Raw genomic sequence first — 17,062 nt, forward strand, 5'->3', positions numbered from 1 at the left:
GATCACTCCGGTTCTGCTAAATCGGCATAAATCTGTTCATACTGGCTGACAATTTTTTTGGAAGAAAATTCATTTTCAAGCATCTCTATTGCCGCCTTTGTAAAACGATTGCTTAGCTGTTCATCTTCTAAAATGCTCATCGCGCGGGCTGTTGCGGCCCCAACATCACCGACGTCCACCAAAAATCCGCTCACATTGTTTTTAATAACCTCAGGGATACCGCCAATGTTTGTTCCGATACAAGGCACTCCGCAAGCCATCGCTTCAAGCAGGACAAGGCCAAAGCTTTCTTTTTCAGATAGCAGCAGCTTCAAATCGCTAATAGAATAAAGCTCTTCAACACGGTCTTGATTTCCAAGCATTAAGACTTGGTCTTCCAAGCCATATTTTCTGATAAGCTCACAGGCTGTCGATTTCTCCGGACCGTCTCCGACTAAAAGCAGCTTCGCTTTCGTTTTGCCAGCGATATTGCGGAACACACGGATGACATCCTGCACGCGTTTAACTTTTCTGAAGTTGGACACATGGATGACGACTTTTTCATCTGGTAAAATTCCATGTTTCTCTTTAATTGCTGCTGTGTTTTTCTTCAGATACACGCGCTCGTCTATAAAGTTATAAATCGTTTCAATTTTTTTCTCCGGTTTAATTAAATCGTATGTTTCAGCAGCAAGCGCTGAGGAGACGGCCGTCACCCTGTCTGATGACTCAATAGCAAAACGGATCAGATCTTTTAGAGACGGATCATAACCTAACACCGTGATATCCGTGCCATGCAAAGTTGTAACAATGCCGATATTGCGTTTCAGCATTTGTTTTGCAAGATAGGCGCAAACGGCATGCGGAAGAGCATAGTGAGCATGGATAATGTCTAAATTCTCCCGTTCCGCCACCTCAGCGATTTTGCTTGCCAATGTCAAATCATACGGAGGATATTTAAAAACAGCATATTGATTAACCTCAACTTCATGAAAATGAATATTGGGATGATATGTATTCAGTCTAAACGGAATGCTTGATGTGATGAAATGGATTTCATGTCCCTTTTCAGCAAGCTGCTTCCCCAGTTCTGTCGCAATGATACCTGAGCCTCCAACGCTCGGATAGCATGTGATTCCTATTTTTAGTTTTCTCATTGTTCGCCCCCAAGCACATCATGATCAAGCATCAGCATCCGTTTGGAAAAGAAACCTTCGGCATACTCCACGCCCGCTTCTTTACCGTAAAGCTTTTCTCTCGCTTCAACGATCTCGATATAACCATTCGTCAGAGGAGTAGAAACTGAATCCTTTGACGGGATAAACTGGCTTTTGTAGGCGTTGAGGCTTTGTTTCTTTGCCTCTATTGTATCCGAGATATCAATAACAAAATCCGGCTGATGAAAACCATTTATCATATAATAGTAAACCTTGCTGACTTTATGCGCCGGAAGGCTTTTTTCATCTTTATATTTATGGATTCCGGCGGAAAAGATCGCTTCTTCCACCAGTGCAGCCGCATTGCCGTGATCCGGATGGCGATCCTTTTTATACGGCATAAAAACCGCTTTTGGGCGGCAGGTTCTGATGACAGTGACAATCGACCGAATTGCCTGATCACTCATTATTAGGCCGCGGTCTGGAAGCGTCAGCTGAATTCTTTTATCTGCGCCTAATATGCGGGCTGCTTCAGCTGCTTCTTCTTTACGTAAACTGACCGTACCGTTAGAAGAGAGTTCCGCTTCTGTCAAGTCGCATATCATTACTTTTTTTCCCTGTTTGACAAACTTCGCTATTGTGCCGCCCATTCCGATCTCGACATCATCACTGTGGGCGCCAAAAGCAAGAACGTCAGCATTATACATTCGGCTCTTCTCCCCGAAGAAGGTCACGGAATTCGAAAACACCTTCATCAAGTGTGCGGACAAGAATTTCCGCAGTACCCATATTTGTGGCGAGCGGAATGGAATACACATCACATAACCGGATTAATGCCGAGACATCCGGTTCATGCGGCTGCGCGGTCAGCGGGTCGCGCAAAAAAATGACAAGATCGAGTGCATTGGCAGCGATCAATGCACCGATTTGCTGGTCTCCCCCTAAAGGGCCGGATTGAAAACGTTCAATTTGAAGACCTGTCGCCTCTTGAATTTTCAACCCTGTGGTTCCGGTTGCGTATAAATCATGATTCTTTAAAATATCCCGATAGGCAGTCGTAAATTGAACCATGTCCTGTTTTTTCTTGTCATGCGCGATCAAAGCAATTTTCATTGTTTATCCCCCCGTCTAATCAATGATATTTTCTAAACCGTACACAAGCTGATCAATCTTCATGACTTGTTCGACTGACAGTTTAACGCCTGACATGAAAGAAGCACGGTTATAAGAATCATGGCGTATCTGAAGCGTTTGGCCATCCATGCCGAACATGACCTCCTGATGCGCGATCAGTCCCGGAAGACGGACGCTGTGCAAGCGAATACCGTTTTGCTCCGCTCCTCTTGCTCCTGGGAGAATTTCTTTTTCATCCGGATGTCCTTGCTGCTTTTCTTTACGGACTTCTGAAATCATTTCCGCTGTTTTAAGCGCAGTTCCGCTTGGTGCGTCAAGCTTCTGGTCATGATGAAGCTCAATAATCTCAACATCCTCAAAATAGTTGGCAGCCATTTTTGAAAATTTCATCATCAGTATCGCACCGAGCGCAAAATTTGGCGCGATGATGGCTCCGATCCCTTTTTCTTCTGTTAAAGACGTGAGCTCTTTTAAATCAGCTTCTGAGAAACCGGTTGTTCCGACAACTGGACGGACTCCGTGCTCTAATGCAATTTTTGTATGTACTTTTCCGATTTCGGGCGTTGTTAAATCAATCAAGACATCCGGTTGTGTTTCTGTAAAGCAGGCATGGATATCTGTGTAAATTAAAGCATCTGACTCAACAGGCATCACATCAGATAATTTTTGCTGATCGTATGTATGGTCTATGGCCCCGACAAGGTCAAAATGAGGTGTTCGTTCTGCCAATTTAACAGCTTCCTGCCCCATTCTTCCGCGCGGTCCCGCAATGACTACTTTAATTGTTTCGTTTGACATCTTGATCTCCTCTACTTTCCTTCTTCTTTTCTGGTCCAGCGATCTTTATCTCTTGTATTAAATTTATGCATGACTCGGTCGTGGGCTTCCTCTAAAGAGATATCAAGGGAGTTGGCTAAACAAACCAATACAAATAGCACATCGCCCATTTCCTCTTCCATGCTTTTATCATCTTCAGTCGCTTTTTTTGGTTTTTCTCCATAACGGTGATTCACTTCTCTGGCAAGCTCGCCCAGTTCTTCAGTCAGCCTCGCCATCATGGCCAGCGGGCTGAAATATCCTTCTTTAAATTGGCCGATGTAACGGTCTACTTCAGCCTGTATGTCTTTCATTGTTTTATCACTCACTGAACGAAACCTCCTATCATCCTCTTACATGTTAGCTAATTCAGATACGTTTGACAAATGTTTAAGCACGTTTGCTGTTTTCTTTTTCATCCACTATAATATAAACGCTATCTAATGGAAGGAAAAGGGGTTTTGTGTGATGCTTGGAGAAATTAGATTAAGAAACATATTTTTTATTTTAATCGGAGCGGCAATTTTTTCATTTGGCTTGGTTCATTTCAATATGCAGAACAATCTGGCTGAGGGCGGTTTTACAGGTATTACACTTTTGCTTTATGCCCTTTTCCACATCAGCCCCTCTATCTCGAACCTGGTGTTGAACATTCCGATTTTTTTTATTGGCTGGCGTTTGCTCGGCAGGACAATGTTTGTTTATACCCTTGTCGGCACTGTAGCCTTGTCTTTGTTCCTCAGCATCTTTCAGCGATATGAAATCCATATGCCCCTTCAGCACGACTTAGCGCTCGCCGCTTTATTTGCCGGCGTATTCATCGGAGCCGGACTGGGTATTATTTTCAAGTTCGGCGGTACGACAGGCGGTGTTGATATCATCGCACGTTTAGTGAATAAGTATTTTGGGATTCCGATGGGCAGAACGATGTTTGCTTTCGATGCCTGCGTCATCATTTTGTCTTTGCTTACTTATCTCTCCTATAAAGAAGCGATGTATACGCTGGTAGCTGTATTTGTAGCGGCAAGATTAATTGATTTTATTCAGGAAGGCGGATACGCTGCTAAAGGCGCTACGATCATCTCTTCGAAAAACGACCTGATTCAGAAAAAGATTCTTGAAGAAATGGAACGGGGCGTCACCATTTTGAAAGGACAAGGTTCCTACACAAAAGAGGATATAGATGTACTTTATTGTGTGGTGCCGAAAAACGAATTGGTGATGCTGAAAAGCGTGATTAACTCCATTGATCCCCATGCCTTTGTAGCGGTAAGCGATGTTCACGATGTGCTCGGAGAAGGATTTACGCTTGATGAAAATAAAAATCCGCTTCCGCGCTGACATGTAATAGAAAAAAGGCGGCTGACCGCCGCCCCTCACCCTTATTTAGGGTAGTCCCTTTTTTTCAGCTTGTTTTTTTCCGCCTTGTACTTTCTGTAACCGACATAGGTAAGAGCAGTAATGATGATACTGCCGGTTGTAATCATCACCCAGAGTAAAGACGGATCGGCATCATCCTCCTCCACCCTGTCAAACACATTTTTCAGGTCATGCTGAAGAAGGGAAAGCCGTTCAAGCTTCGTGCTCTCTGTCATTTGCTGAAATTCCTCTTGCTCAATAACATCTATATGTTTTCCGACTGTTTCAAGCTGATCCTCTGATACATCGATTGTAAGACTGGGGTAAATCAAGTCATATAAACTGATAAATTCATTCCATTTTTCATGAAAGCTTGTGCTTCCATTCTTCTGGACATCTCGCTTCAGCTCAGTAAAAGCTTCCATAATCGGTTTTTCCAGTGAGCCCCAAAGCGGGTCAGACCGATTGTCAACCGCATCCATCAGCATTCTGAACTGCGCGGCTGCTCTGAGTTTTTGTGTGTCTGATGTATCAGCTTGCTTTAAACTCCGAACCATATCATTATAGCCCAATGTGATTTGACGAATTTGGGCTCCCGTTAGCATGGGGTCTTGCTGTTTTTTCTCAGCGGATTTTAATGTTTTTTCAAAATACTCCAAGACTTGAAGCGCCTCTTCATATTTCGCCTGTCGGGTCATTTGAAAGACTGTATCGGATAAATCATTCAATTCCTCGAGGCTTCCCCGCTCTGCAGCCTTGGCATTTCCATTATAAAAAATAAGTGCAATCAACAAACAGATCGTCAGCTTTCGTTTCATGCAGGTCCCTCCCACTCTCTCTCCTTACAGAATATGAAGAAAGGGACAAGGATAGACCAACATTGTCTTTACATCAGCTCAAGCTTCGTTTGTTTTTTTGAGACCACAAGAAAGTAAGCAAGCGCGATTGAAAAGATGCTTAGCCAAAATGTTCCGTATCCTATTTCAGTCATATAATCAGAAAGCATAGAGTATTGCGGCATCATATCAAACAAGTAGTCAATGACATCGTTATGCAGTGTCCAGACTGCAGCAATTGCAAGATGCCAAAATGAAAAACGAAAATACGGACTGTATAATACGCCTTGAACTGCCATTGCAAAATGCGAAGCAATTAGCATGTAGCCCTCCCACGGCAAGTCACCAGTTACTGCAAGCACAAGAAAATTCATAGCCACCGCCCATAGGCCATACTTTACGAGGGTAACTAGCGCAAGCGCCTCTAAAAGCGGAGCATTCCGTTTCATGAGAAAGGCAAGCAGCACAAACAGAAAGAAAAACGTTGCTGTCGGACTGTCCGGAACAAAAATCAGGAAACGGGCCGGTGTCTCCAAAAGCTGCGGCAAGTACCAATAGTAGCCGTAAACCGTTCCCAGAAAATTAATGGCTAAGACAAGAATAAGCATCGGCCGCTGCCCTAATACATATTGAAACCATTTCACATCGAATCAACTCTCAGTCTGTAAAAATAATATGTCCATATAAAAAAGCTGACGCCGGGTCAGCTTTTGATATTAAAAGTATATCCTTCCATTTGACAATTCACAATACGTTATTTTGCGGTTGTTTCAGAAATAAATTTTGCAAGTTCTTCGAGCTGCTTATCATTTCCTTTGAACACACCCGCCGGCATTTTGCCTTTCCCTTCTACAGCGATTTTTTTGATTTCTTCCGGTTTCAGCCCGCTGTCAACCAATGAAGGCCCAGCCGCTCCTCCCTGAAGGTTATCCCCATGGCAAGAAATACAGCCCTGTTCCTTAAAAACCTTATATCCTTCTGCATTGGTGTCAATGTCGGCTTCTTTTGTAATTTTCCCCTGTTCTTCTGCCTTGGCCCAGTCATGAGTAGCAACTGACTGCCACGTCAAAAATACAGCAGCGGAAATGGCAAGAAGCATCATACCGACAGCGACCGGACGCTTCCACGGCCTTCTTTCTGTCCCTCTGTCTAGGAATGGAGCCAAAAGCAGGGCCCCAAAAGCGAGACCTGGCATAATCATGGCGCCGACCACTGTAAAGCTTCCGGCGGCGTATTCATACTTCAACAGCTGGTATAAGAAAAGAAAATACCAATCCGGCAGCGGAATATAACCAGTATCAGTCGGGTCCGCCATCCGCTCTAAAGGCGGCTGATGCACAATCGTCAAAACGAGAAAACCGATGAGAAAGACAGCTCCAACCATCCATTCCTTTAACAAGAAATTTGGCCAGAAAGCCTCTGTTTTACCCGGATACTCCGAATAATCCTTCGGTATATTCGGCTTTTTTTCAGCCGGTATCCTTGAGTCGCCTACAAATTTCATCCCTTTGCCCCGGTGCATGTCATCCCCTCCCTTTTATTCGCAGATCAAGAGTTTAAAGCGGTCCTGAAATCCCCTGCTTCCGGATCATAATAAAATGTGCAGCCATCAGCCCGAACAATGCGGCAGGAAGAAAAAATACATGGATCGCAAAAAACCTAGTCAGCGTTTGGGCGCCTACAATATCCGGATGCCCTGCAAGGAGCGTTTTAACTTGCGTTCCGATCAAAGGCGTAGCTTCGGCGATCTGCAGCCCGACTTTTGTTGCAAACAGAGCCTTCATATCCCAAGGAAGCAAGTAGCCTGTAAAGCCAAGACCGAGCATAACAAAAAAGATCAGCACACCGACAATCCAGTTCAGCTCGCGCGGTTTTTTATACGCGCCTTGGAAAAAGACCCTCAGCGTATGTAAAAACATCATCACAATGACCAGGCTCGCACCCCAGTGGTGCATCCCCCTGACAATCTGGCCGAATGCCACTTCATTTTGCAAATAATATACCGATTCCCAGGCATTTTTGATATCAGGCACATAATACATCGTTAAAAACATTCCAGATAATACTTGGATAACGGTTACAAAAAACGTCAGTCCCCCAAAGCAATACACAAACGCAGAGAAATGATGGGCGGGATTCACATGTTCCGGTACTTCGTGATCGGCAATATCCCTCCACATCGGTGTAATATCAAGCCGCTCGTCTACCCAGTCATAAATTTTGTTCAGCATGTCACCCTTCCCCCTTAGGCTTTGCTTTTCCAAGATACAGGAAGCCGTCTTTTACTTCTTGCTCATAATGATCAAGAGGCGCAAGCGGCGGCGTGCCAGGGACATTGGTGCCGTCCTTTTCATAGAGTCCATAATGGCATGGACAAAAGAATTTATTCGGGTTTTTAGGATCACTATTCCAGTTCACCGTACACCCTAAATGCTTACAAATTGGCGAAAGTGCTACAATTTCATCCCCGTTTTTGAAGACCCAGGCTGATCTTGACTCTTCTGACTCATACCAGGCATCGACTTGATTAATTTTAAAATCAAAGCGCTGCGGCTCTTTTGTCAACTCATCAACGCTGACAACCTGAACCATATCCTGCTTCCCTGTCGATTTTAATACCGGGTCGAGTGCGAAGCGAACCATAGGCATGAGCATACTAGCCGCCATAAAACCTCCTACGCCTGTGAGCGTGTAATTCAAAAATTGACGTCTGGATATATCATGTTTACCGCCCATCTCTTCTCCCCCCTCTAGGTCACCCCTGCAAACTGACTAAAATAGAAAATATTGCAATAACTCTAGACACCCTCATAATATATGAATCTCTCAGCAAGGTCAATATAGCCAAAATATTGTTTATAAGGAAATGTAAGTGTTTTTATGAAGTGCTCCATAACTGTAACAAAACGTTCAAAATTTCAGCAGTGCGTTCATCCAATATTTTTCTTTTTAAAGAGTCATTTAAATGCTCTAATGGAACAGACGGTGTAACAATCATTTTGCCTAACGCATCCTCAGCTCTCCAACTTTCGTCAGATGTGAGCAGGACAACATGCGGAAATTCCGTTATCAGCTCTTCCCGCAAATCCTTAAGCCCTTGAACGGTTATTTCATTTCTATCAACATATGTATAAGGTGGAAGTAAATATACCCGTCCCTTTAACTGCCTTTCAAGTTCTTCTGAGAGAAGCTGCGTAAACTCGCCTTTCTCCGCCGCCATTTTAAAATGGTTATTAACCCTTATGTTAATTAATGGTATGACAGCGGTATCAATGTAATCCTTAGCTTGTAAATAGTCCTTGGCATCAGTGATTCTCCACCTCATCGTTCTCCCCCTTTACGGCAACAAGCCTTGCAATTCACTGCAAGGCTGGTCATATTATGTGAGCTGATTTAATTGGCGCGATAATTGTTCAAATGCCTCTTTATCATGACGATCTAACGCGTCGTCAATGTCTTTTAATAATTTTTCTCTTTGGAATGTGGAAATAGCGTGCTCTAAAATCTGTTCCGCCAATCCCTGATCTTTTTTATTCTCAAAAAGGTTTTTCGGAATATGCGGGTTGGACTCCAGCACCGCCGCATATTCAGGTGAGCTGTAAGCCGAACGGAAATTAAGCTGGATAAACAAATCCTGCTGTTTATTTAATCTAATATCATGAAAAGATTTTTCCGCGTCGGTAGTCATGACATTCTCTTTATAGAACCGGAACGGAACTTCTTCAACACAATGTGTTGACATTATAATGCCTCTCGGGCAAAATTCAGCCTGCTCCACAAAATGAACCTTCTCCATGAGAGAATCATGGCTCATTAAGTAGTTCAAGATCCAAACGCACTCTCGGCGCTTTAACTGATAATGGTTTAAAAACCAACGGATAAAATCTTTTTTCTCATTGACAGAAACAGGGGTCTGCATGTAATTCCCTCCTCTATCGTTCGTATAATCTATATACTTATATGTTCCACATGAATGGTTAATATTCCTGCTTATCTAGAAAATTCATCCTCGATTCGCAAAATCGTTTCTTCAAGCTCTTCATTGGCTCCGTCCATTTCAAGAACCTTTTTCAAAAGCGGCAGCGCTTCTTTTTGAAGGCCTTCTTCTAATAGGAAGCTTGCGTATTCATATAAGAAATCTCTATCCTCCCGGTAATGAAGATAGGCAGCCTCAAAGGATTGTTTTGCTTCCTCGTATTGCTCTAATTCAGTATATGCGCTTGCAAGATACCAATTGTATTTAGGATCTTCTTCACCGTAGCTTCGAACCTCTTGAATAAGATCAATGATCTGATCATAATCCTCTTCTTTGTGATACACGGCAAGAAGTGTATGAAGGGCCTCGACAAAGCCCGGATCAAGCGCAAGCGCCTCCTGAAGCAGCTTCTTCCCCTCTTCTGACTTCCCGATTTTCAAGGCCATTTTGGCGGCATAAAGGAAAAGTTCTTTGTTATATTCATCATATCTGATCCCCTCTTTTGCCGTTTTTAATGCCTCTTCATACATTCCTTCAGCTTCATAGCTTTTCGAGAGCGGCATATAAAGTGAAGTATAAGATGGATCAAGCTCCTTTAAATCAGACAGCTGCTTAATAGCTGTTTTCACAAGCCCCGCCTGTAAGGCTGTAAAACCATAGCCGAAAATCGTATTAGGATCAGGATTCTCATCGACAGCTTTCTCATACCATGGAATGGCATCCTCAAATTCACCTGAGGCACTTAACGATTCTGCCAGTCTTTGATGGACATTAACGCCCCCGATCTCACTCTGCTCCTCAGCCGTTGTTTTAAAATATTGAACCGCTTTTGCATAGGCTCCCTGAGCAAAGTAAAGTTCTCCCAGTGCAAAATCAATAACAGGTTCATTGTCCAGAATGGACTTTGCCTGGAAAAGCTTTTGTTCACTGACTTCGAATAACCCCTGCATCTGATAAAGATCCGCCATAAGCAGCAAACTTTCCGGATATGATGGATCTGTTTCCGGAATAGTCTCCAGCACAGCGAGGGCTTTTTCTTCTTCGTCAATATCTATTAAAAGTTCAGCGTAGAAATTCGTCAGTTCTGTTTCATTTGGATATAAATCATGTAGATCACTAATCAGTGAAATGGCTTTTTCTACATCGCCCCACTCGTAATAAAGCTGGGCTGCAATGGCTTTATCTTCATCATGCAGCTGTTTTTCAGCCTTCAAGAGCGTGTTGAGGCCTTTTTCTGTTTCACCTGCTTCAACTAATTTTATGGCTTCTTGAATCAATGTATTCAAATCGGACCGGTCCTTTCTTTTCCTATACAACATCAACCATACAAAAAAGCTTTATTTGTTCGGGTTAATCTTATCATAATTCAGACGAATGCCCCCGGCAAATAAGATGCTTCTGTACGGAAGGGAATTATTGAGTCTTATTAGTTTACCAAAAGATCTTGAGATAGAAAATGAAAAAAGGAAGATCGCCCTCTGTACAGTAAAGCAGCTCTTTGACCTGCCGGCTTGTAAGTAAAGCACATCCCCCCTTTTCGTTTTTCTATCCGTTCTATAAGACAAGCTATGTTTTTTCGCCTCGAATTATGATCTGCATAAAAAATCCTGAAGTAAAACTTCAGGATTTTTTCGAAAGCTTATTTAAATGCTCGAAGAAGGTTGGATAAGAAACGTGAATGGCATCCGTGTGCTCGATTTCAATCGGCTCCTCCGTTATACAGGAAGCAATACCAAGCATCATTCCGATTCGATGATCTCCGTGGCTGGACACTGCAGCGCCGCCTTTCAACGTTTGTTTGCCATAAACCTTCATTCCATCTGCTGTCGGTTCAATTTCAGCACCCAGCTTGCGAAGCTCAGAAACAACAGTATCAATACGGTTTGTTTCTTTCACTTTTAGCTCTGCCGCGTCCTTAATAACGGTGGTTCCTTCCGCCTGAGTCGCAAGAAGCGCGATGATAGGGATCTCATCAATTAAACGCGGAATGATATCTCCTCCGATTTCAACTGCCTTTAGAGATGACGTTTCTATAATCAAATCTCCATAAGGCTCTGCACCGCTATCAGCAGATGGTTTGATTTCAAGTTTTGCCCCCATGTTTTGAAGGACATCAATAATACCTGTCCGAGTCGGATTTAAACCTACGTTTTTCAATACAATTCTGCTGTTTGGAACCATCGCGCCAGCAGCAAGGAAAAACGCGGCTGAAGAAATGTCTCCAGGAACAAAAATATCAGCAGCTGTCAGTTTCTGGCCACCAGCAATGGAAACACTCGTTTGATCTTCAGAAAGCTTAACGCCAAAAGCAGAAAGCATCCGCTCAGTGTGGTCCCGAGATTTATGGGGCTCTGTTACAGTTGTTGTGCCCTCAGCCTGTAATCCGGCCAGCAAAACAGCAGATTTAATTTGCGCGCTTGCAACAGGTGATACATAATCAATTCCTTTTAATGAAGCGCCGCTCACTGACAGCGGTGTAAACTCTCCGCCGGCTCTGCCGTCGATTTTAGCCCCCATTTTTTTCAAAGGCTCAGTCACACGCTTCATTGGGCGCTTCGCAATGCTCTCATCTCCGGCTACCGCGCTGTAAAAAGGACGGCCCGCCAATATTCCGAGCATCAGGCGAATGGTTGTACCTGAATTTCCGACATCTAAAAGGCTTTCTGGCTCTTTCAGGGCATCGATTCCTTTTCCGTGAATCACGACATCGCTGCTGCTTTGCTCAATGTGAACACCCATTTTTCTAAAGCAATCGATCGTGCTCAGACAATCTGCTCCCGGCAGAAAGTTTTTAACTGTTGTTGTGCCTGCCGCTAGCGCGCCAAACATAACAGAGCGGTGAGAAATGGATTTATCACCGGGAATATGTATTTCTCCATGTAAGGTCTGCACCTTTTCTCGTTTCATTTTTTCCACCTCAATCAGCATAAAAAGTTTCATATTCCGCCCGGGCTTCAATGCATTGTTCTGCCCTTTTGCGGTCGTCATCAGACTGAAAACTGATCCTTAAAATCCCGTTAATATCCTCTCGTGTTTCGATAATGCGGATATTCGTGATACTGATGCGCTCCGCAGCTAAGATCGCTGTTATCTCGGATATTACACCCGGATGATCGGGTACATCCACATATAAATCATAAAATGCAGGTATCGCTCCCTTCTGCCGAAGCGGCAGCCCGTCGCGATAATCCTTGGCTGTTTTAAAATAACGAAATAGATTTTCCGCATCTTCTTGTTCTACATATGTACGGATCTTGTCAATTTCACGACTCCACTCATCAAAACGGTCTAAGATTTTATCTTTATTATGTAATAAAATATCCCGCCACATTGCCGGGCTGCTTGATGCAATTCTTGTAATATCTCTGAATCCGCCGGCAGCAAAACGCTTAACAAGCGGATACAGGTTTTCCGAATGATGGGTTTGGTGAACAAGACTGGCTGCTACAATATGCGGAAAATGACTGATTACACTTGTAACACCATCATGCTCCTCGGGCGACATTTCCACAAAATGGGCATTCGTCCCCTTCAGCAGGTTTTTTAACTGTTCCACAGCTTGTTTGTCCGTTTTCTGGCCTGGCGTTAAAATATAAAATGCATTTTCAAACAGGAACTCCTTCGCAGCGGCCACTCCTGATTTATGTGAACCCGCCATCGGATGCCCTCCGACAAATTGATAGCGGCTAGGCAGCACTTGATCAGCGTAATCAACCACTTTTTGCTTTGTGCTTCCTACATCCGTAATCAAAAGCTCATGTTCAATTCCTGAATGAGCCAGCTCTTCAAGCATAACCAGTGTTTGTTCAACAGGTGTCGCAATGATTACTGTAGCTGCCTCTTTCACACCGCTAATAAACGAATCAGCACGATCGTCTATCACGCCTAATTTTAATGCCGCTACCGCCTGTTCATCAGAGATGTCGATTCCGATAATCCGTTTGCCGGGATGATTTTTTTTGATGGCTAGGGCAATCGAACCGCCTATCAATCCGAGACCGGCGAGCAATATTGTATCTTTCATTTGATTCATACGTCATCACCTGGTTTATAGACTAAAGAGGTGATATTTGATCACCTCTTATAAAATTTCAGCTAAAATGGCAAGTATTTCTTCATTTTGCTCTTTTGTTCCGATCGTAATCCGGAGTGATGTCGGGAAACCTAATGCGTTTCCTGACCGGACGATATAGCCTTTTTCCAGCAGAGCCTGAAACAGTTCATCAGCAGGACGTTTAAAGTCAATTAACACAAAATTTGTCTGTGAAGGGTAGCACTTTAAACCATGAGTTTTCGCAAAATCATAATACTGCTGAAGGCCTGCATTATTTTGCTCGACACAGGAAGCAATAAACGCTTGATCATCAAGTGCTGCAATCGCCGCAGCCTGGCCCAGACGGCTGGTATTAAACGGCTCTCTCGCCGGCTCAATCTGGCGAATCAGGTTCTCGTCAGCAATTCCGTATCCGACTCTGAGCGCTGCCAGACCGTATGCCTTTGAAAATGTGCGCAAAATCATCAAATTGGAATACTTGCTTAAGAGCGGCACGGTTTCCGGGTAATCCTCTGCTGTTACATATTCATAATATGCTTCGTCAAGAACAACAAGGACACGTGAAGGAACGCGCTCCAGAAATGCGAGTAATTCTCCTTCAGATGTATAAGTGCCAGTCGGATTATTCGGGCTGCATATCCAAACGACTTGTGTCTGTTCGTCGATGGCTTCTAACATGGCGTCTAAATCATGTGAGCCGTCGGGACGAAGTGCAATTTCACGTACTTCAGCACCTTCAATGACCGCATTATGTTTATATTGCGGAAAAGTCGGAACAGCAGTAACCGTGTTTGTTTTATCGTTTAAAAATGCCCGGCAGATGATCTGTATGATTTCATCAGAACCGTTGCCGAAAATAAGTGATGTTTCGCTGACATTGAGGTGCTTACTGAGCCTTGTCCGCAAAGCGGCGCTATACCCGTCCGGGTAAAGGGCAAGCTGTTGAATCTCATGATGAAGCGCCTCTTTAGCAGCCTCTGAACAGCCGTAAGGATTCTCGTTTGAAGCAAGCTTCACCACTTTATCCAAGCCATATTCTGATTTCACTGCTTCAATCGGCTTTCCAGGCTGATAAGGCTTCAGCTGTTTTAAATGTTCTTTGATACGCAAATCAGTCACCTCATTTTAAACTGTACAAGCCGCTAAACGCCATTGCATAATCCTCAAACTCCTGCAGCGCCTGATTTCTCGTTTCAGCGCTGATGAGCCGGTCCTTTAATTCTTCTATTTTTCTGACGAGCGCACTTCCCACTACGACACCGTCACTAATTTCATTCATCTTTATGACCTGTTCACGGTTTGATATACCGAACCCTACAGCGACCGGAACAGTGCTGAGATTCTTCACTGTCCGAATGAACGGGTACACGGATGAATTGAACTCATTGCGGACACCGGTCACACCCAGAGAAGACACACAGTAGACGAAGCCCTCGGCTTGTTCAATAATGGTTTTCAAACGGCTTTCGCTTGTCGGCGCAACCAAAGAAATATACGTCACCTCATGGCTTTTACATTCCTCTTGAAGGCTGTTGCTTTCTTCTAGTGGCAGATCCGGAACAAGCAGACCGTCAATATGATTTTCCCGCAGTAAAGCGAAAAAGTATTCTTTGTTCAATTGTAACACAGGATTATAATACGTAAAGAGGATAATCGGAATATTCACTCCGTTTTTTTTCATTTCTCCGCCTAATTCGATTGCCTTTACGATATTCATTCCTTGATCAAGTGCCCGCTTTGAAGCCCTCTGGATCACCGGACCGTCTGCAAGCGGGTCAGAGTATGCAACACCAAGCTCCAATGCAGTGGCGCCTGCTTTTTGGAGTGACTTCGCCAGTTCAATCGAAACCTCAGGAACTGGATCGCCCGCCGTAATAAACGGGATAAACAATTTTTCTGTTGGTTGAAGATCCAATTTAAACATGGGCTTTCACCTCTTCTTCCAATACATTCATTAATGTGTTGACATCCTTGTCTCCCCGTCCTGATAAACAGACGAGAATGAGTTGACCGCGATCCATTCCTTTGGCGAGTTTGAATGCTTTCGCTAACGCATGGGCAGATTCGATTGCCGGCAAAATCCCCTCTTTTTCTGACAAAAGCTTTAATGCATCCACCGCTTCTTCATCAGTGATACTGTCATAAGTGACACGGCCGCTCTTATGCAAGTATGCATGCTCCGGACCGATTCCAGGATAGTCGAGACCGGCTGAAATAGAGTAGGGCTCAATAATTTGCCCGAACTCATCCTGAATGAGATAAGTCAATGAACCGTGAATAACCCCTACGGTTCCTTTCGAAATAGTGGCGGCATGAAGAGGCGTATCAATTCCTTTTCCTGCTGCTTCAGCGCCGATCAGTTCAACATCTTCATTTAAAAATGCCTGAAACATACCCATCGCATTGCTTCCTCCGCCTACACATGCCACTACTTTATCAGGCAGAGTGCCTTCAATACGTTTCAACTGATCCTTCGCTTCCTCTCCGATCATTTTTTGAAATTCACGGACCACTTGCGGATAAGGATGCGGGCCGACAACTGATCCAATCATATAAAAGTGATCCTCACAATGCTGAACCCAGTACCGGATCGCCTCATTTGTGGCATCCTTCAATGTTCCGTTTCCGCTTGTTACAGGCACTACCTCCGCTCCAAGAAGCTTCATGCGGAAAACGTTCAGAGACTGGCGGGCAACATCCTCTTCACCCATAAACACAGTACAGGAAAAGCCGAATTTGGCTGCAACTGTCGCAGCGGCAACACCATGCTGGCCGGCACCGGTTTCAGCAATGATTTTCGTTTTGCCCATTTTTTTAGCAAGCAGCGCTTGACCTAGCGCATTATTGATTTTATGAGAACCTGTATGGTTTAAATCTTCTCGTTTCAAATAGATTTTCGCGCCGCCTAAGTATTCAGTGACTCGATCAGCGTATGTTAATGCAGTCGGGCGTCCGGAATAGTCCTTTAACAGCTTATAATACTCTTCACGAAAAGCGGGATCATCCTTGATTTGTTTAAATGCTGTTTGTATTTCATCTAACGGCTGCATGAGTGTTTCCGGAACAAACTTTCCGCCAAAATCACCGTATCTGCCTATTTCATTCGGATATGGATACATATCGGTTCATCCTTTCTTCTAAAAGCCTCATCAGATTCTGATCTTTTTGTCCGTTTTTTTCAATTCCGCTGGCAAGGTCAATTCCTTCTGGCTGCCATTTCAATAGGCTGGTGATGCTATCCGGATTCACGCCGCCAGCGATAAAGCAACGTTTACCAATAGCCGCCTGCTGATATTCCGGCACACATTCCCAAGAAAATGCAACACCAGTTCCGCCTCTAGACCCTTTTACAGATGAATCAATCACAAAGCCGTCAACATTATCTTTAAAGCGGGCTATTTCTTGAGTTGTGTTATCTTGATGGTGAAGCGCCTTCCATATTTCACAGCCTGTCAGCTTGCGAAGAGCAGCAGCATCCGCCGGTTTTTCATCACCGTGAAGCTGAATGACGTCGAGCTTCAAGCTCTTGGCAATACGTGACATCGTCTCTATTGATTCATTAACAAAAACACCTGCAACCTGTTTTTCGACACGAGCTTGGTTCAGCCATTTTTTCACATCTTCCGGAGATACTTTTCGTTTGCTTTCAGCAAAAATAAATCCTAGGTAATCAGCCTGTGATTCCGCCGCAAGCTGCAAATCCTTTAGTGACCGAATACCGCAATATTTTAATGCCGGTTTCTTCACAACC

General features: G+C 44.0%; 20 protein-coding genes. 1 reads left to right on the forward strand and 19 read right to left on the reverse strand.

What is annotated here, in order from left to right; all coding sequences use genetic code 11:
* Window positions 1–2: 2 nt before the first annotated feature.
* Genes bshA through MKX71_RS11165 form a run of 5 tightly spaced genes read right to left on the reverse strand, consistent with a single transcriptional unit; the run spans window position 3 to window position 3,415 of the window.
* A complete protein-coding gene (gene bshA, locus MKX71_RS11145) occupies window positions 3–1,136 on the reverse strand; it encodes an N-acetyl-alpha-D-glucosaminyl L-malate synthase BshA (RefSeq protein WP_033884169.1) in 1,134 nt (377 codons plus the stop codon).
* Window positions 1,133–1,843, reverse strand: coding sequence for a bacillithiol biosynthesis deacetylase BshB1 (gene bshB1 / locus MKX71_RS11150; RefSeq protein ID WP_014480112.1), 711 nt, complete (start codon window positions 1,841–1,843; stop codon window positions 1,133–1,135). Before bshB1 ends, bshA begins: the two co-directional genes overlap by 4 nt.
* Complete coding sequence (gene mgsA, locus MKX71_RS11155; RefSeq protein WP_014477171.1) at window positions 1,836–2,249, reverse strand: methylglyoxal synthase; 414 nt, start codon at window positions 2,247–2,249, stop codon at window positions 1,836–1,838. The genes bshB1 and mgsA overlap by 8 nt, the downstream gene beginning before the upstream one ends.
* 15 nt (window positions 2,250–2,264) lie before the next feature.
* Window positions 2,265–3,068, reverse strand: coding sequence for a 4-hydroxy-tetrahydrodipicolinate reductase (dapB, locus tag MKX71_RS11160; RefSeq protein ID WP_024573475.1), 804 nt, complete (start codon window positions 3,066–3,068; stop codon window positions 2,265–2,267).
* An 11-nt stretch (window positions 3,069–3,079) separates the two neighbouring features.
* On the reverse strand, window positions 3,080–3,415 hold the full coding sequence (locus tag MKX71_RS11165) for a nucleotide pyrophosphohydrolase (protein WP_004398044.1): 336 nt from the start codon (window positions 3,413–3,415) through the stop codon (window positions 3,080–3,082).
* A gap of 139 nt (window positions 3,416–3,554) precedes the next feature.
* Between MKX71_RS11165 and MKX71_RS11170 the strand changes: the two genes are divergently transcribed.
* Window positions 3,555–4,427: a YitT family protein gene (locus MKX71_RS11170; protein ID WP_128993059.1), complete on the forward strand. Its 873-nt coding sequence runs from the start codon at window positions 3,555–3,557 to the stop codon at window positions 4,425–4,427.
* Window positions 4,428–4,468: 41 nt separating this feature from the next.
* Here the strand turns inward: MKX71_RS11170 and ypjB are convergent, their stop codons facing one another.
* The 14 genes from ypjB to MKX71_RS11240 all read right to left on the reverse strand — a co-directional run bounded on the left by ypjB (window position 4,469) and on the right by MKX71_RS11240 (window position 17,058).
* The gene (gene ypjB, locus MKX71_RS11175) at window positions 4,469–5,263 is read right to left on the reverse strand and encodes a sporulation protein YpjB (protein WP_015251822.1); all 795 of its coding nucleotides are present in this window, start codon (window positions 5,261–5,263) and stop codon (window positions 4,469–4,471) included.
* Between the two features lie 68 nt (window positions 5,264–5,331).
* Entirely contained in the window at window positions 5,332–5,925 is a 594-nt protein-coding gene (locus MKX71_RS11180; RefSeq protein ID WP_004398789.1) for a DUF1405 domain-containing protein, read from the reverse strand.
* Between the two features lie 110 nt (window positions 5,926–6,035).
* Window positions 6,036–6,803 (reverse strand): menaquinol-cytochrome c reductase cytochrome b/c subunit, encoded by a 768-nt coding sequence (locus MKX71_RS11185; RefSeq protein ID WP_004398051.1) that lies wholly within the window; start codon window positions 6,801–6,803, stop codon window positions 6,036–6,038.
* Window positions 6,804–6,837: 34 nt separating this feature from the next.
* On the reverse strand, window positions 6,838–7,512 hold the full coding sequence (gene qcrB, locus MKX71_RS11190; RefSeq protein WP_003225560.1) for a menaquinol-cytochrome c reductase cytochrome b subunit: 675 nt from the start codon (window positions 7,510–7,512) through the stop codon (window positions 6,838–6,840).
* A 1-nt stretch (window position 7,513) separates the two neighbouring features.
* Complete coding sequence (locus tag MKX71_RS11195) at window positions 7,514–8,017, reverse strand: ubiquinol-cytochrome c reductase iron-sulfur subunit (protein WP_003230627.1); 504 nt, start codon at window positions 8,015–8,017, stop codon at window positions 7,514–7,516.
* Between the two features lie 142 nt (window positions 8,018–8,159).
* The gene (locus tag MKX71_RS11200; protein ID WP_014480115.1) at window positions 8,160–8,606 is read right to left on the reverse strand and encodes a YpiF family protein; all 447 of its coding nucleotides are present in this window, start codon (window positions 8,604–8,606) and stop codon (window positions 8,160–8,162) included.
* 54 nt (window positions 8,607–8,660) lie between these two features.
* On the reverse strand, window positions 8,661–9,200 hold the full coding sequence (locus MKX71_RS11205; protein WP_004399171.1) for a ReoY family proteolytic degradation factor: 540 nt from the start codon (window positions 9,198–9,200) through the stop codon (window positions 8,661–8,663).
* A 71-nt stretch (window positions 9,201–9,271) separates the two neighbouring features.
* Window positions 9,272–10,543: a tetratricopeptide repeat protein gene (locus MKX71_RS11210; RefSeq protein ID WP_339231082.1), complete on the reverse strand. Its 1,272-nt coding sequence runs from the start codon at window positions 10,541–10,543 to the stop codon at window positions 9,272–9,274.
* Window positions 10,544–10,877: 334 nt separating this feature from the next.
* Complete coding sequence (gene aroA, locus MKX71_RS11215; RefSeq protein ID WP_031315588.1) at window positions 10,878–12,164, reverse strand: 3-phosphoshikimate 1-carboxyvinyltransferase; 1,287 nt, start codon at window positions 12,162–12,164, stop codon at window positions 10,878–10,880.
* Between the two features lie 10 nt (window positions 12,165–12,174).
* The gene (locus MKX71_RS11220; protein WP_339231085.1) at window positions 12,175–13,290 is read right to left on the reverse strand and encodes a prephenate dehydrogenase; all 1,116 of its coding nucleotides are present in this window, start codon (window positions 13,288–13,290) and stop codon (window positions 12,175–12,177) included.
* Between the two features lie 48 nt (window positions 13,291–13,338).
* Window positions 13,339–14,421, reverse strand: coding sequence for a histidinol-phosphate transaminase (gene hisC, locus MKX71_RS11225; protein WP_338382638.1), 1,083 nt, complete (start codon window positions 14,419–14,421; stop codon window positions 13,339–13,341).
* Window positions 14,422–14,431: 10 nt separating this feature from the next.
* Window positions 14,432–15,235: a tryptophan synthase subunit alpha gene (gene trpA / locus MKX71_RS11230; protein ID WP_029317986.1), complete on the reverse strand. Its 804-nt coding sequence runs from the start codon at window positions 15,233–15,235 to the stop codon at window positions 14,432–14,434.
* Complete coding sequence (trpB, locus tag MKX71_RS11235; RefSeq protein WP_029317985.1) at window positions 15,228–16,430, reverse strand: tryptophan synthase subunit beta; 1,203 nt, start codon at window positions 16,428–16,430, stop codon at window positions 15,228–15,230. The genes trpA and trpB overlap by 8 nt, the downstream gene beginning before the upstream one ends.
* Complete coding sequence (locus MKX71_RS11240) at window positions 16,411–17,058, reverse strand: phosphoribosylanthranilate isomerase (RefSeq protein ID WP_029317984.1); 648 nt, start codon at window positions 17,056–17,058, stop codon at window positions 16,411–16,413. Before MKX71_RS11240 ends, trpB begins: the two co-directional genes overlap by 20 nt.
* Between the last annotated feature and the right edge of the window lie 4 nt (window positions 17,059–17,062).

Source organism: Bacillus sp. FSL M8-0071 (assembly GCF_037975455.1).
GTDB lineage: Bacteria > Bacillota > Bacilli > Bacillales > Bacillaceae > Bacillus > Bacillus subtilis.